The organism is Brevibacillus daliensis (genome assembly GCF_021245735.1).
In the GTDB taxonomy this organism is placed as follows: Bacteria; Bacillota; Bacilli; order Brevibacillales; family Brevibacillaceae; genus Brevibacillus_B; species Brevibacillus_B daliensis.
The window spans coordinates 480,997-496,905 of the sequence record NZ_JAJISB010000003.1; the positions used below are offsets into that span (position 1 = coordinate 480,997).

General features: G+C 37.2%; 15 protein-coding genes and 1 pseudogene. 12 read left to right on the top strand and 4 right to left on the bottom strand.

Annotated elements, in window-relative coordinates:
• The first annotated feature begins 376 nt into the window (after positions 1-376).
• The 4 genes from LM917_RS05410 to LM917_RS05425 all read left to right on the top strand — a co-directional run bounded on the left by LM917_RS05410 (position 377) and on the right by LM917_RS05425 (position 3,194).
• Positions 377-1,282, top strand: coding sequence for a phosphotransferase family protein (locus LM917_RS05410; protein ID WP_232696457.1), 906 nt, complete (start codon positions 377-379; stop codon positions 1,280-1,282).
• 192 nt (positions 1,283-1,474) lie between these two features.
• Positions 1,475-1,792: an antibiotic biosynthesis monooxygenase family protein gene (locus LM917_RS05415; RefSeq protein ID WP_232696458.1), complete on the top strand. Its 318-nt coding sequence runs from the start codon at positions 1,475-1,477 to the stop codon at positions 1,790-1,792.
• Positions 1,793-1,944: 152 nt separating this feature from the next.
• A complete protein-coding gene (locus LM917_RS05420; protein WP_232696459.1) occupies positions 1,945-2,310 on the top strand; it encodes a VOC family protein in 366 nt (121 codons plus the stop codon).
• Between the two features lie 173 nt (positions 2,311-2,483).
• Positions 2,484-3,194 (top strand): DUF554 domain-containing protein, encoded by a 711-nt coding sequence (locus tag LM917_RS05425; protein ID WP_232696460.1) that lies wholly within the window; start codon positions 2,484-2,486, stop codon positions 3,192-3,194.
• Between the two features lie 126 nt (positions 3,195-3,320).
• On the opposite strand, the gene LM917_RS05430 is transcribed toward LM917_RS05425, so the two are convergent.
• Positions 3,321-3,689: a VOC family protein gene (locus tag LM917_RS05430; RefSeq protein ID WP_232696461.1), complete on the bottom strand. Its 369-nt coding sequence runs from the start codon at positions 3,687-3,689 to the stop codon at positions 3,321-3,323.
• A gap of 257 nt (positions 3,690-3,946) precedes the next feature.
• Here LM917_RS05430 and LM917_RS05435 point away from each other — a divergent pair, with 257 nt between their 5' ends.
• The 6 genes and pseudogenes from LM917_RS05435 to LM917_RS05460 all read left to right on the top strand — a co-directional run bounded on the left by LM917_RS05435 (position 3,947) and on the right by LM917_RS05460 (position 11,152).
• Complete coding sequence (locus LM917_RS05435) at positions 3,947-4,813, top strand: AraC family transcriptional regulator (protein ID WP_232696462.1); 867 nt, start codon at positions 3,947-3,949, stop codon at positions 4,811-4,813.
• A 128-nt stretch (positions 4,814-4,941) separates the two neighbouring features.
• Positions 4,942-6,483 carry an FAD-dependent oxidoreductase gene (locus tag LM917_RS05440; protein WP_232696463.1) on the top strand — a complete coding sequence of 514 codons (1,542 nt, stop codon included), beginning with the start codon at positions 4,942-4,944 and terminating at the stop codon, positions 6,481-6,483.
• Between the two features lie 177 nt (positions 6,484-6,660).
• A pseudogene (locus LM917_RS05445) lies at positions 6,661-6,873 on the top strand (YHYH domain-containing protein); the annotation flags it as partial.
• A gap of 578 nt (positions 6,874-7,451) precedes the next feature.
• Complete coding sequence (locus tag LM917_RS05450) at positions 7,452-7,877, top strand: MarR family transcriptional regulator (RefSeq protein ID WP_232696464.1); 426 nt, start codon at positions 7,452-7,454, stop codon at positions 7,875-7,877.
• A 1-nt stretch (position 7,878) separates the two neighbouring features.
• Complete coding sequence (locus LM917_RS05455) at positions 7,879-9,201, top strand: hypothetical protein (RefSeq protein WP_232696465.1); 1,323 nt, start codon at positions 7,879-7,881, stop codon at positions 9,199-9,201.
• Between the two features lie 355 nt (positions 9,202-9,556).
• Positions 9,557-11,152, top strand: coding sequence for an amidohydrolase (locus LM917_RS05460; RefSeq protein WP_232696466.1), 1,596 nt, complete (start codon positions 9,557-9,559; stop codon positions 11,150-11,152).
• A gap of 110 nt (positions 11,153-11,262) precedes the next feature.
• Here LM917_RS05460 and LM917_RS05465 read toward each other — a convergent pair whose 3' ends face one another.
• The 3 genes from LM917_RS05465 to LM917_RS05475 form a co-directional block, all read right to left on the bottom strand.
• A complete protein-coding gene (locus LM917_RS05465) occupies positions 11,263-12,462 on the bottom strand; it encodes an MFS transporter (RefSeq protein ID WP_232696467.1) in 1,200 nt (399 codons plus the stop codon).
• A 1,149-nt stretch (positions 12,463-13,611) separates the two neighbouring features.
• Positions 13,612-14,226, bottom strand: coding sequence for a creatininase family protein (locus LM917_RS05470; protein ID WP_232696468.1), 615 nt, complete (start codon positions 14,224-14,226; stop codon positions 13,612-13,614).
• A gap of 26 nt (positions 14,227-14,252) precedes the next feature.
• Positions 14,253-14,663: a nuclear transport factor 2 family protein gene (locus LM917_RS05475; RefSeq protein ID WP_232696469.1), complete on the bottom strand. Its 411-nt coding sequence runs from the start codon at positions 14,661-14,663 to the stop codon at positions 14,253-14,255.
• A gap of 204 nt (positions 14,664-14,867) precedes the next feature.
• Between LM917_RS05475 and LM917_RS05480 the strand changes: the two genes are divergently transcribed.
• Positions 14,868-15,302: a VOC family protein gene (locus tag LM917_RS05480; RefSeq protein ID WP_232696470.1), complete on the top strand. Its 435-nt coding sequence runs from the start codon at positions 14,868-14,870 to the stop codon at positions 15,300-15,302.
• A gap of 154 nt (positions 15,303-15,456) precedes the next feature.
• On the top strand, positions 15,457-15,852 hold the full coding sequence (locus LM917_RS05485) for a VOC family protein (RefSeq protein ID WP_232696471.1): 396 nt from the start codon (positions 15,457-15,459) through the stop codon (positions 15,850-15,852).
• Positions 15,853-15,909: the final 57 nt, after the last annotated feature.

Sequence of the window (15,909 nt, forward strand, 5' to 3'; positions counted from 1 at the left end):
CAATAGGAGCGGTCGGCATACATAATACAGGTATAGGAATGCTTGTAACGGATTTTTACTTAGAAGATGTGCTGAGTTGCAACCTGGAAGCGATACTTAGCCCTGCAAGCAACGTGAGTAATCATCTACCTGCTAATCAACAGGTGGTCAGGACTAAATCATTTTCCCTGATAAAAAAGGTTTATCAGCCGTGGAAATGTCATAGAGTAACTGTAACATATTTTTTTGAAGGTATCATTTTTGAATGAGTTTATTAAAAAGTAATAAGGTACATGCAATTCACACTGTAGAAGTAGTAAAGTCCCATTAACATGTCCTTGAAATTAATTATAATAAAATGAGATCATTACAAACAACTTACGTATTAGGAGATAAGATGGACTATCTAAACACGATTCAAACTTTTGCTGCACATATTCAGATCAACTCATATGAAGTTCATTCAAGTGGCTGGGATAATATTGGAATTTTGATTAATGATGATTTTCTTTTCCGATTTCCACGAAGCAAGGAAGCCTATGATCGAATAAAACAGGATGGTGTACTCCTTTCATTATTGCAGGAACCAATGAAAAGAATTGGTATTAACGTACCTATTTATCAGTTCTTGCGTGACTCAAAAGGCGAGATCATCTGTTGTTACTATCAGGCAATCATGGGTGATTCTTTAACGAATGTAATACTCATGAGTTTACCCTCCCATGAACAAGATATCATTGCAAAGCAATTGGCATCATTTCTACAAACCTTACATCGAATGAACTATGACGGCTTAGGCTATCACCGAGAACATGACAAAAAATGGTGGCATACACATCTAAAAGAAGTAGAAGAAAATATATATCCAATTCTAACAAAACATGAGCAGTCAGCTGTAGCTAATTTTTTTGCTGAACTAATAAGGACGGTGGACCAGGAGGGTGTCTCGGCAAGTATCATACATGGGGACCTTGCACACACCCATATCTTGTATCGGGATGGTTTAGAAGGAGTTATTGATTTTGGAGATGTTTGCATAGGTGATCCAGCGTACGATTTTTACCGTTTGTATGAGGATTTTGGAGAGGGATTTGCTAGGAACGTGTATCGATATTACAGTGAACAGCATCCTTTTCCACAGGACCAAGGTTTTTATTACAGAATAGAAAAGTTTTATCGATATCATGCCACTTTTCACGAACTATTACATCGTATTGAAATGAGTGACGAAATACAATGCAAAGAACAATTAGTAGTCCTTCAAGCGAGAATAGCCCAATGGAAGGAACCGGGAGAAGAATAGAATGTTTTTCGGGTTTTTTCTGTTATTCGTAAGTAGTGGTTTTTGTGAGCTTTAACAATTATTTATGAAAATGTAATGAACCAGAGAGCAAACTGTGGTTCATTACATGTTAAATGTTGACAATGATAATCTTTATCAATAAAATTGGATAAGGGACTTTTCTTTTAGATAAAATAAGGGGGTTATTTATCCATGTTTTTTGAAACGAAAACCTTTACAGTTAAAGAAGGCACATCCGATTTGGTAGTACAACGTTTCACAGGTGAGGGAATTATCGAGAACCAAGAAGGCTTTATTGATCTAAGTGTATTGGTCAAAAAAGTAAGAAGAGGCGATGAAGAAGTAATTGTTGTGATTCGCTGGGAATCTGAAGCAGCATGGAAAAAGTGGGAAACTAGTGAAGAACATATCGCTGGACACAGAGCGAACAAAGGTAAACCAAAACCAGAACACATTCTGAATGTAGACTTCGCCCTATATGATTTGAAAAGTCATAAAAAAGCGTTATAGTATCTATTGCTACATAATATGAAGGTCAACTTCCTGATTAGGAAGTTGGCTTTTTTGACTGTATTAGTGTTTTACTTTTGAATTGGGATAAGCTTAACAAAGAAAGATAAGCAGTAGATCGAAAGTGATCAAACTGACATGGAGGCAAAACAATGATTAAAAAAATGGCAACAGTAGCGGTTTATGTGGAAGATCAGCAGAAAGCGAAAGAGTTTTGGACAGCGAAAGTAGGTTTTGAGATAAAACGTGAGACCCAGATGGGACCAAATGCCTTTTGGTTAGAAGTGGCGCCACCAGGACAAGAAACTGCCTTAGTCATCTATCCCAAGCAAATGATGAAAAACTGGGAAGAATGTAAAGCGTCTATTGTTTTCGAGTGTGAAGATATGGATTCAACATATCAAAGATTAAAAGAAAATGGAGTCCAATTTCAAGGTGAACCATCAAAAATGGAATGGGGTACCTACGTATCTTTTACTGATTTAGATGGGAATTCCTTTCTATTAAAAGGAAATTAAATACTCGCACGTACTAATCAGAAGGAAGTACCACTAGGGGATTTCATACCTAGTGGTATTTTATATGTTCAGCTATTATTAATCTCTTTATATTTACTCTTGTTAAAAATGAAAAATGCGTCCACAATGGGAGAATGAATAATCAGAATAGAAGCTAAAGGTGAGCAGACGAGATGATATTACTAGGCGCAATCGCAAATGGAGTAGCTATTATAGTAGGTACGTTAGCAGGTAAGTTGATTCGAGGCATTCCTGAGAGCATGAAAAATACAGTTATGCATGGGATTGGCCTAGCAGTTACGGTATTAGGACTACAGATGGCGTTGAAGAGTGAAAATATTCTGATTGTTATCGTTAGTTTAGTTGTCGGTGCCGTTTTAGGGGAGTGGTGGGCGCTAGAAAATCGCTTGACAAAGGCGGGAGACTGGTTAGAATCAAAGATTGGAACAAAAGGTGAAAGTAGTATCTCGGTAGGCTTTGTGACTGCCACGCTCATCTTTGTAATAGGCGCGATGGGCATCATTGGTGCCATGGATAGCGGAATTCGTGGGAACCATGATGTGTTGTATACAAAAGCAATTATTGACGGATTTATTTCTCTCATTTTAACTTCCACATTAGGGGTCGGGGTTCTTTTCTCAGCCGTACCGGTAATCTTGTATGAAGGTTTGATCGCACTTTTTTCTAAACAAATTGATCAACTCGTACCTGAAATTTACATGAATGCATTTATTACAGAAATGACAGCCATAGGTGGTGTGATGATTTTTGCCATTGGATTAAACCTGGCTGATATTACAAAGATAAAGGTAGCAAACCTGTTACCAGGTATATTGGTTACGGCTGTATTGATTGCTGGAATGGCTTTAGTTGGTTCCATGTAACATCCATAAAGGAATTACTTCCCAGAAATTTGTAATTGAAAAAAGCACGGGTTGAATGATTATTTGCAACCCGTGCTTTCTTAACTAAGCTGATAGACGTAACCCGCATTAATAGTCGTTACGTTCTTATTTCAAGAAATAATTCATGACCCAGTTAACATTATATTTGTCAGTAACTTGACCATGTAAGGCTCCAAAAAATGTTTCCATTAAATCAATTGTTACTTTACCATCTTTACTTAATTCTTGAAAAACATGTCTGATTTCTTCTTCACTCTCAAATACCATGATGATACGGGTATTATCTCCAGGAACAATTGGTTTACCAAACGAACCAGAAATATGAATATGACTGTTGCCAACATGAAGTTCGGCATGATTCATTTTCTCTGGAGAACCATTCAGTAATTTGATTTCTCCACCTAAAATACTTTGATAGTACTCAATCGTTTCTTTGCAATCTTCAACAACTATAAATGGGCTTACACTGATCATCGTGATACCTCCGTAAACAATTAATCATTACAATTGATAGCAATTCTCTATATGAGTTCCCATTATATGAAAGAAATAGTTCATGAGTCAAATCTAAAAAGAAGTTTAACTCTTTGACCGTCCCATTCTACTATGATTGATTTCAAGTGTACCTCCATATTCGGTGTTATCGTAAAAAAGCACGCATGATCAAAAAATACCATATATCTTTATGTACAATGAAGGTAATTAAACTTGTATGAAGAGGTGTTTGTCCATTGGATCATTACAATCGAATACAACATGCAATTACCTTCATTGAACAAAATCTTCAAACAGAGCTGACTATTACAGAAATTGCTTCACATGCATTCTTTTCAGCCTTCCATTTTCAAAGGCTGTTTCAAGCTATATCTGGTTTTACCGTGCACGAGTACATAAGAAAAAGAAGATTGTCAGAGGCAGCCACTGTATTGAAGGAGACAAACTCTAGCATTTTGGATATTGCCATTTCGTTTCAATACGGATCACAGGAGGCTTTTTCACGAGCTTTTGACAGTTATTTTGGCATAAGTCCGGCAAAATATCGGAAATCAGATACGGACATTACTAAACAATTTCCACTGAATTTTCTTGACTTTAGCACGTCTACCGGGAGGGAAATATTCATGAACAAGCCTATCATTATGCAACTGGAAACCAACCTTATCTATGGGTATGAATATAAAACGAATCTTAATAATGAAAAGCATTATGAGGACATACCCGGTTTTTATCAACATTTTGGCATGAATGAATACTTTTTGCGAATCTCTCATAAAAAAAGACCTGCTTTTTCCTATGGTATTTCAACCAATTTTGAAGATGATGGTGAATTTTCTTTTATTGTTGGTGAAGAAGTACATCAATTCGCTGAAGAAGCGGAAAGTGGATTCGTTCAAGTCGAACTTCCAGCTGGGACTTATGCCATGTTTGTTGTGAAAGATTCCGTCCAACAGACCAGAGACTATATTTATGGCACATGGTTACCTCAATCCAAATATGAACGCAGAGAAGGTCCAGATTTTGAGATCACCGATGTGTGTCATTCAATTTTCCCTCATGATATGAAAATTGAGATATACATACCAGTTCAATTATATTGATAGCTAATGTAAGCAATGGGTTTTTAAAGTTACGAGGTTTACATTTTTTCTATAAGGTTATATCCATACATTCATTTCCTTTTTCTGGGGAACATATCAGACAGGAAGTATGGACAGGAGGGTATAACGTGCAACAATCGACAGACAAGTTCAGTGGATTGCCTCAATTTCCAGAATCGTACTGGCTGGATTCCACAACATTACCGAAGTATCCAAAGCTAACGAATGATGTAAAAACAGAGGTTGCAATCATTGGTGGTGGAATTACAGGGATAACGACAGCCTATCTGTTAGCGAAAAAGGGGATTTCCGTAGCTATTCTAGAAGCAAGTACATTGGCGAATGGAACAACCGGACATACGACTGCTAAGGTAACAGCCCAACACGATGTGATCTACAATGAAATTATACAGCATATGGGGATTGAAAAGGCTAAACAATATTATCAGGCTAATATGGAAGCATTATCTTTTATCAGAAAGACAGTAGAAGAGAATCAGATTGAATGTGATTTCGCTACGGAGGATGCCTATTTGTATGCAACCTCGTCACAGGGGACTACCAAGTTACAAGACGAATGGGATGCATACCAAAAGCTTGGAATAAATGGTGAATTTGTTGATAAGATACCGCTAGCAATCCCTGTAAAAGCTGCACTAGTTATGAAAGAGCAAGGGCGTTTTCATCCTCTTCAGTATGTGAAACACATGGTTGAATTTATTGATCGAGCAGGTGTGAAAATCTTTGAACAGACAACCGTTACGGGCGTCGAAATGAATGATCATCCTGTAGTCATTACCAGAGATGGTTACAAAGTAACTTGTCAGCAAGTTGTTTCCTGTTCTCATTATCCCATTTACAACAACGGCTTTTATTTTGCGAAATTACATGCGGATCGTTCTTATGTACTTGCGGTGCGCACGAAACAAAGCTACCCTGGTGGAATGTATTTAAGTGTAGATGAACCGAAGCGCTCCATTCGAAACGTGACCATGAACGGAGAACCTCTCATTTTGATTGGCGGGGAGGGTCATAAAACGGGTCAGGGCATTAATACCATGAAACATTACGAGGCTTTACAGGCATTTGCCCGATCCCTATTTGGCGAAGCGGAGATTGCAAATCGCTGGTCAGCGCAGGATCTAATCACGTTAGACAAATTGCCCTATATCGGAAGAGTTAATGAAGCTAATCCTACCCTGTATGTTGCAACCGGATTCAGAAAATGGGGTATGACCTCAAGCACAATTGCTGCCCGACTTATTAGTGATCTCATCTTAGAAAAGGAGAATCCATTCAAGGAGCTATTTAATCCCTCGCGTTTTTACGCTGATCCGAGCATTGGTACGTTAATCAAAGAAAATGCGAATGTGGCCAAGCATCTGATTGCAGGAAAGTTGGAGAGTATTTCCAAAACTCCTGAAGAAGTAGGTGTAGATGAGGGAGCTGTGATTCGTATTAATGGCAAAAGAGCAGGAGCCTACCGTGATTTGGATGGAAAATTACATGTGGTCGATACAACTTGCACACATATGGGGTGCGAGGTTGAATGGAATGAAGGCGACCGCTCCTGGGATTGTCCGTGTCATGGCTCCAGATTCTCCTGTAAGGGAGAAGTTATGGAAGGACCGGCGGAAAAGTCGTTAAAAAAAGTAGAAGGCTATGAGTAAAGACTACAGAGAGTGAAAAGCTTGTATAGGATGGAATAGGCGATGAGATTTGACATTAGCTTTTGCTAATGTCCTTTTTTTGTTGTAAATAATTTTAATAATCATATAATTATTGTTTTATAATAATGTAAGTGAATTATATGAAAGATAACATATTTATTTTTAGGAGGTAGTCTCATGAATAAGATGTTGAATATTGGATTGATCGTATGTTTATTATTAATATCTGTTGACTTGGCTGCAGCTCATCCAGGTCGTACCGATGCTAATGGTGGTCACACTTGCAGAACAAACTGTGAAAAATGGGGGTTACAATACGGAGAATACCATTATCATAACGGTGGGAAAGCATCTAGTAATGGTGGAACAACTACTCCCAAAAAGCAGCAAGTAGTACCAGTAAAACAACAAGCTCCCGTTGTACAAAAGAAAACAATTGTAGCTATTGATCAAGCGAATGTACTTGAACATCCAAATAATTTACAAGTAGTTACCACTCTATGGTACGGATATGAGGTAAAAGATCAAGGAAGTCTTTTTGAAGGATTTATCTTACTAGATCAAGGGTATCTGTCCACCTCTGTGCTGACAAATTATGATGTGATTAAATCGAAAGGCTTGAAAGTAGCTGCAGAAAAAGCTTATTTCTTCCCTGTGCCCAATGCAACAAGTAAGGCAAGAGGTAGTGCGAGTAAACATGCAGTAGTTAATGTTGTAGGTGAAAGAGATGGATTTTATTATGGTTCAACAAAAGATGCAAATGGAAAAACTCTTGTTGGCTTTGTTTCAAAAACGGTGGTGAAATAAGTGGAGCATTATTCCAGAACATGAAATAACAGTGGAGAGAATTCAATAGATTATATAAATCATGAACAATTGAAGGTAGATGCATATGGTATCTATCTGATACAGTCTTCATTAATAATTAGTTATAATGCTATAAATACATAATAGGTAGAAGGTGTCTTATGCTAATTTTATTCTTAACTGTCATTTTTTTCGGTATACTAAAATTTTTGCAACCGTATTCTACGGAATTAGTTGGCCAAGAACCGACCTTGGTCGCTATAATAGTGGTTTCGTCTGGCTTAGCCTTCCTAATTGGACTACCCTTACAATTCAAAAAGGTGATAAGAAGATATGATGAACTTACAGAGTATGAGTTTCCATCTCGTAACGAAGACTCTGCTATCTTAGAGGTATTGTCTATTGCGAGTTCACAAAAGGGATATGTCTCTATAATCGATGTAGCAGCCCAATCTGAGATGACAATTGAGCGTGCTCAAAATATCTTGAATAAATTGCAAAAATCAGGGTATGCAGATTTAAGTGTGGCTGAAACAGGTGATGTTATCTATTATTTTGTAGGTTTTGAGGAATGGGAGGAGGAATAATATGAGTGATGATAATAGAACAAGTCTTCATGAGGAAATTGTGTCTTTACTAATTAAATTGGCTGTGATTGTATTTGGTATACTCTTCCTCGTTGCATTGATCGGCAATAAAATCGTTACATACGCATTTTTATTAGGCATCCTAATGGCTGCAATTACGATTATCTACATTTTATTCCTTGTTGAAAAAAGGAGATTTTTGAAAAAACAATTACTATGTGCTTATCAAGCGAAAGCACTAGAGATTGCTGACTATAATCTTGGGATCATTACCGCCCCTGTTTTTGCGTTACAGTCTTCGTTAGATTTGACCTTATGTGACCAAATTTTAAAGGATTTAGAGAAAAAAGGTGTTTTGTTTACAACATCTATAACAGGTGTAGGTGCGATATATAAATTAGATGAACATTTTCCTTATGAAAGGTTCGATAATACTGACCTTGACTACGAGGAGTTTACAGACTCGATATGGGAAGAGATCGAAAAACAATCCATGTCGAGAAAGAAAACATTCATTTGGACTATCATCGCACTATTTTTGCTACTTTTTTTCATAGACAAAGATTATATGTTATTACATAAAGATTCATATATGCTTTCAGCAGGAGTAGTTATTTTTTTCTTATTGATTAGAATCGTCCATGAATGGAAGATATTTCGGAAAAAGCATCAACGTATGATTGAATATGACGTTTTGGAGTATGCCTTGTATAATTATGGGAAAATGTATCCAAGAGAAATGCCCATGTATACCTATGAAACGATAGAAACAGCGAGTTCAATAGTCTCAAGTTGGCACCAAGACAATTATGCCTCCGCGGTCCAAGTGGAAGATGGAGGGATGCTTTACACACTTCCAAATTGTACGAAGGATTCGATTGTCTTGTATCAAGATAATAATTATAACCCTATGATTCCACTTACTTATAAGATCAAGAACTTTATCTTGTATTGCTGCTTCGCATTTATAGCTATTTTCATTGTAGCTTATGCGGCTATCAATTGGGGGAACCTGTTTCTTTACATTACAGCAGGAATCATCCTAGTTCTGTATGCATTTATTTCATATTTTCTAGGTTTAATGGATAAAGATCAATATGAGAAAGTAGCTTTACAAGTTGCTGCAAGGAAACAAGGCAAGCTTACTGTTCATGAATTAGCATACAATGCAATGATCACCATGAAGGAAGCAAATCGAGTATTAAAAGAATTGGAGAAAAAGGGTATTGCACGCAAAGTGGCACAGGATGATGAGTTGATTCCGCTATATGTGATAAGCGGTGTACTTTCAATGGAACAACGTTTGGAATCAGAGCGCGTGTAAAGTGAAAAGGTAAAAAAGTTATTTCGAGAGGGTAAGATCTCCATACGATAAAACAGTAAAGTGAATTCATGATACATTGAATTCACTACTGTTTACCGTTGAGGATTTTTTCGATGAACCTCAAATAAAAGGTATTGGAAGAAATAATACAATATAGATGTGGGATATAATTCTTCCTCGGATATAATCAGTTAGCAAGATATTTTACATGCTTTATCGTGCTAGATCAGTGTATCATGAAGATACAAGCAGAAACTATTGAACGAACGTAAGTAGGTAGAAAATAGCTCTCTTTAGTTTTGGAGTTGTGCTAATTATCAGGAAATATTACAAACTGAATAAGAGGTGAAGTCGTATGCCTAAAACCATTTACACAAATGGAACAATCTACACCCTGGATGCTTCTCAACCGATCGTTGAAACAATTGTCGTGGAAAACGGAAAAATTATTGATGTCGGAACACACCAGGATATGATTCTGCAATGGGGCAGAGTCGACAGCACTATTATTGATTTAGGGGGAAGGATGGCTACGCCTGGACTTATCGATAGCCATCTGCATCTGTCAGGTGTTGCCTTTCAATTATTAGACCTTAATGTGACAGGTGTAAGATCGAAGCAGGAATTGTTAACGAAAATAAGAGAGAAAGCAAGTACTGTTCCACCAGGAAAATGGATGCTTGGGATGGGCTGGGATGAAAATCTCTTTGATGACGGGACAATCCCAACGATAGAAGAATTGGACCATGTCGCACCACATTGCCCTATTTTTCTAAAAAGAATTTGCCACCATGCCTATTTGGTTAACAGCAAGGCTCTTGAAATGTGTAACTATTATTCTGGAATGGAGATTCCAATGGGTGGAGAAGTGGTTCTTGACCCCGTTACACAAAAACCTACGGGACTTTTGCTTGAATCTGCATCCGAGCTTATTACTAGAAATATCCCCGAGCGAACCTATGATGAGCTGAAAAATGCGCTAAGACAAGCAATGAATGTTGCCATTAGCCGAGGATTAACCAGTGTCCACACCAATGATCCTAACTACCTGGGTGGATTTGATCAAACATTTAGAATGTATGATGAATTACTGAATCAAGAACTAAACAGGTTACGATGTAATTTGCTGATTGATTATCCATACCTTAATCAATTGAAGGAAAGAGGCATGTATGCAGGCTATGGCAATGAAAGAATGCAAATTGGAGCGATTAAAATTTTCGCAGATGGAGCATTCGGGCGAAGAACAGCACTGTTATCAGAGCCATATCACGATAATCCTCTACAATATGGTGAAGCAATGCATGATCAGGAAACACTTTATACAATGATCAAAGAAGCTCGGGACCTGTCCATGCCAATTGCTGTTCATACCATCGGTGATAAGGCATTGGAAAATGTTTTAGACATCCTTGATAAACTGCCAAAAGTAAACCATCGTGACCGTCTCATCCACGTTTCCCTGCTGCGTGAAGATTTGATTAAACGATTAACTGATGCCAGTCGAATTGCTGACATACAGCCAAGATTTGTGGTTGGCGATTACCCATGGGTCCAAGAAAGAGTCGGGGAGCAAAGAGAAGAGTTCTTATATGCATGGAAGTCTTTACTTTCCTCAGGAGTTATTTGTGCTGGTGGATCAGATACGCCTATCGAACCAATTGATCCATTGCTTGGTATTCATGCTGCTGTTACCCGACGAGCACCAGGAGAATCTCATAATGACTGGAACCAAAAAGAGAAGCTGTCGATGCTAGAGGCAGTAAAGTTGTTTACGGTTGGTGGTGCGTATGCGACCAACGAGGAACATAAAAAAGGGACATTATCCAGAGGAAAGGTAGCTGATATGACGGTTTATTCGAGGAATCTATTTACGTTGGAAGATCCGGATGAACTGCTTGGCACAACTATTGAAATGACAATTATTGATGGGGAAGTGCAGCAGCTGTAGGCAATATGAGCTAATTGTCGAATATAAATAGATAATAATGAATGATTATAGCCAGTCAAACGCTCTTCATATGTTTGACTGGCTTTTATTTACTGGAACAGATGAAAAAATTATCGCTGTTGCTGCACGTTTACGTTCTTTCTCATGAGAGGAGTAAGCAGTAAAGCACCAATCACAAGTAAGAAACTACTTATGACATATACCGTCGTGAGAGAAAGCACATCTTTTAAATAGCCAGATAATGACATACCGATAACCATCATCCCCATAAAAATCGGTGTAATCGCACCACTGACCCGACCGATAAATGCGCTTTCTGAATTTTGTAAGATCATGATTTGGATGCCGACTTGAATACAAGGATAGAATAATCCACTGATTATCTGAAGCAAAATCGTTATGAGAATTGACGTAGATGCCCCAACTCCCACTGTACAAAACGCGCTAACAAGGAGACCTGTCACAAGTAAGATCTGAGGCTTCAGCTTTTTGGCTATTCCCATAATAAGAATTCCACCGATAAGCATTGCGGCACCATTTGCCATAAGTACCCATTGCAAAAACTGCTTGTTTTGTCCTAATTTTTCAATAACGATGAAAAGCGTAAGTGGAGTAATTAATCCTACTGCGAAACCAGAAGATGCGAAGGTGGCACTTAATGTTCGTAGCGAGCGATTAGCCCATACATAACGAAGGCCGTCCGTCATTTCCTTCATAAAGCTGCCTGCTTCTTTAGAAATAAGATCCTCTGTATCGCGTGGAAGCCGCATCAAAATAAGTGCTGACCCGAAGAACATCATTACAGTTAATGCAAGAGAAACCTCTATACCATATTGAAGATAAATAAAGGTACCGATGAGAGGTCCAACCACCATAAAAATAGCAATCAAGGATTGAGACATTGCCATCACAGCCTGCAACTGTTCATTTGGCACATGCTTTTTATACAGTTTCATCGCAGAAGGTTGTGAAAATTGAGATAGGCTAGCTGAAACAAACGTCCCAAGTAGCAAGGCAATCCATGTGCCGTTCATTACTGTAAATAACACGAATAGTACCGATAGAGCAGATAGCAAATCGGACCATACCATCGTTCGTTTTGGTCTCCATCTATCTGCGAAGGTCCCCCCGATGATGGCAAAAATAAAGATGGGTGCATATTCCACGACTGAAATAAGTGATACATATAATGGATCATTGTTTGTTACATCCGTAATAAAGAGAAGAACAGCAAAGTTTCTTATCCATATTCCAAGCTGTAAAAGCACACGGGAGAGGATAATTGTGCGAACGTACCGATTTTTTAACACTTAGTATCATTCCTTTTCTCATCAGATTAATGAAGTTACATGATTAGTTCCCAACTCCTATTTCAATGTCATTTGGTACGAGCACGTTTTCCAGCAGTCAATTCTTCCTTCTGTCTTCCATCTTCCATATTCGAGGAGAATCATCCCAGAAAGTTGGGTACATCTTTTTTTAGCGGATGCAAGATGTATACAACAAATGTAATCAAGGAAATAATAAACGTTTATAGTTTTTGTCTACGTATTTTATAAACATTATATTTATTTGTCTATAAAATTGCAATGGATTTATTTTTGTTTCATAGACATTTTTTTCGTGTGTTTATTAATCATCAAACAAATTGTAGATGTATAAGGGGGTTTGTTTAACAATCTTGTTTCATCCATAATGATGAACAAGATTATTGATATCTCTTTAGATGAGTGTCTTTTTCGAAAAAACGAAGGAAAAGTATGTAGTTTACTCGTTCTGGTAAAGAGGGGAGAATTCTGAAGAGTAAGGAGCGGAAAAAGGAGTTGAATTATCATTCATGCTGAAAAATGGCCTTGATTGCTTCAATGGGGAAAAGTCAGAGAAATTAGTAAAGAGGTTTTTCATGAGACGGAAGTTGAAATTGTAGTCTGTACGTTATGAAGAAAGTATAGGTCAATTTATAACAAGCCTTTTAGGTTTGCCAAAACAGCCAAAATAAAAGAACCCCTCGATGTTGGACGATCATAACCAACACAATGTCCAGATTCAATAAGGGGTTTAAGACACTCCAGAAGATAGCATGATCTTCCCGTTATCAACAATTTGAACATCATGTCGTATGGTAGATGATGTTGGTAACATTATTAAAAAACAAAATTGCTACGTTTCTTACTTGCTGTACCTCCTCCATAGGATAATCTCCCATTAAGAATAGCAACAATCAAAGTGAATAAAACTAATAACTTGAACGACTCGAAAAAGTTAGTAGAAAAACTGAAAATGTAATTAGTTATGGAGTCTTACAAATTCAATTATTTAGGATGCAACAAATTCGGCATACCCTTGAATAAAATCAAGCTGAACATCAGCATATGAAGCGGGATCTCCAAAATAACCAGAAGGGGTCATTTGCTTTGTTATTTCTCCGCCTTTCGTCCAATGAACAATATCATCATAGGTTAAGGTAGTCGGAGAAAGGCTATTTGTTTTTTCTGGTCTAGTAGAGCAGAATAGTGTTTAATCATCGTGGCTGTCACATATTTACCAGCATGTACATCATCCGGATAAATGGAACGTGGTTGATCAGGTACATCTACTGAGAAAATGAGGAAGTGGGGATCATCTTCTCCAATTTTCAATTGTTTTGCTATCCAATTCGAAATGATAGAGCGTACATCCAGTCCTAATACTACTCTAGCTTTCGTAATTGCTTTGTAGATTGCGATCCCATTTTGATGATCGCCGTGGGTATCTACATGAAAAACATGTTTCACTCCAAAGCGTGACAAGGAATCATAAATATCAAACAGTAAATTTACTACCGTTTCTTTTCTGGTAGTAAAAGAGCCAACGAATGAACGAGTAACGTAGTTCATTCCCCAATAAAACGGTGGAGCAAGTAATACCTTTACCCCTTGAGCTTCCAAAATGGACTTGAGTAACAAACAAATTTTGTAACTTACATACAAGTCAGTTGTGATAGGTGAATGTGGCCCTTGTTGTTCCATAACACCAGAAGGAAGTAATACAATAGCGTCTGATTTTATTGAATCTTCAATACTTTTATAATCCATGTTTGCTATTGTATCTGTAAAAATATTTATGATACTGCAATTACATATGAAGTTATTTCTTTAATTTTTGCATTTTTAGCCGAGCCGCTGAAAACATATACATTAGAGAACGCATAACTTTTTTTTTGTTCAAAAATGAAAATTCCATTAGCAGCACCAGATTTTCCATGTGTTATGATGTTATTGATTTGTAATTCTAAAACATTACTATTTTTCATTTGTCTCAGGTTTTCTGCAATATTATCCTTCCCCTGAATAAGTTTATAACCGACTATATTCCAAAAAACATCATCGGCAAGATGCTCAATAATAAAGGCAATATTTTTTTTAGCGAATGCAATGTTGAGTTCCTTAAGCAAATTTTTTTTGGGTGCGTTGTCGCAATCTTTTGGGCAACTAATTAGTAGTTCTCCGTATATGTTAGTAGTATTATCCATAATTCCCCTCCTTTATTTTATATGGTAATAACGAAGAAATGTCTTAAGTATTTAATATAGCATAATACATATATCAATATTATTGTGTGTTGAATGCCGCATTCTATATGATACAAGAGCTTTTGAATAAGTAAGGCTAAAAAGATACATGATAAGTTAGATGTATTGGTACATACTTTTGCAATTCATAAAGGAGTGAAGGGCATGTCGGTTGATGCTTATTTGAATTTTAATGGAAATTGTCGTGAAGCAGTGGAGTATTACGCAGAAGTGTTTGGAACAGAGAAACCGGAAATGATGACTTTTGGAGAAACGCCGCCAAGCCCGGAATTTACTTTACCAGAGGAAGCGAAACATTTGATCATGCACACGAGGTTAAGCATAAGTGGAAGCAATATTATGTTTTCGGATGTGTTTCCCGGGATGCCTTTTGTGGTTGGAAACAACATCAGCCTTGCCATCGTAAGTAACAACAAAGATGAAATTCAATCCATATTTACTAAACTAAAAGAAGGCGGCACTGTAGGTATGGAGTTGCAGGAAACATTTTGGAGCAAATATTATGGTATGGTGACCGATAAGTTTGGGATAACTTGGCAACTAAACTTAGGTATGGAAAATTGTGAGGATAAAACCTGAAAAAGTATAGAAAAGTAAACGAAAAAGCGACGCTTCCGCATAGTGGTGCCGCTTTTTTTATGTAAAAAATAAATACCTCATTTATTGCTGATGTTAAAAATGAGTGTTCCCATGCTAAGGCATACAAAAAATAAAAACTAGGAGTTGATTCAAAATGCAAAAGGTTACACCATTTTTAATGTTCCAAGGAAATGCAGAAGAAGCCATGAATTATTACACTTCTTTACTTGAGGAGTCAGAAATAATCAGTATCATTCGTTATGGAGCAAATGAAGCAGGTGAAGAGGGAAGTGTTATGCAAGCTTCCTTTTCATTAAAGGGACAGGAAATTATGTGCATTGATAGTAATATTAAGCATGAATTTACGTTTACACCGTCGTTTTCCTTGTTTATCACATGTGATTCGGAAGAGGAGATCAACCGACTCTATGAAAAATTAACTGAAGGCGGCGGGATTCTAATGCCTTTAGATAATTATGGCTTTAGCAAAAAATTTGGTTGGATTGAAGATAAGTTCGGTGTTTCATGGCAACTTAATCTCCCAAGCTAAAACGATGTAACTAAAGAAGCGTGGATATACTTTTCGTATTTATAAATTGTTTATCTC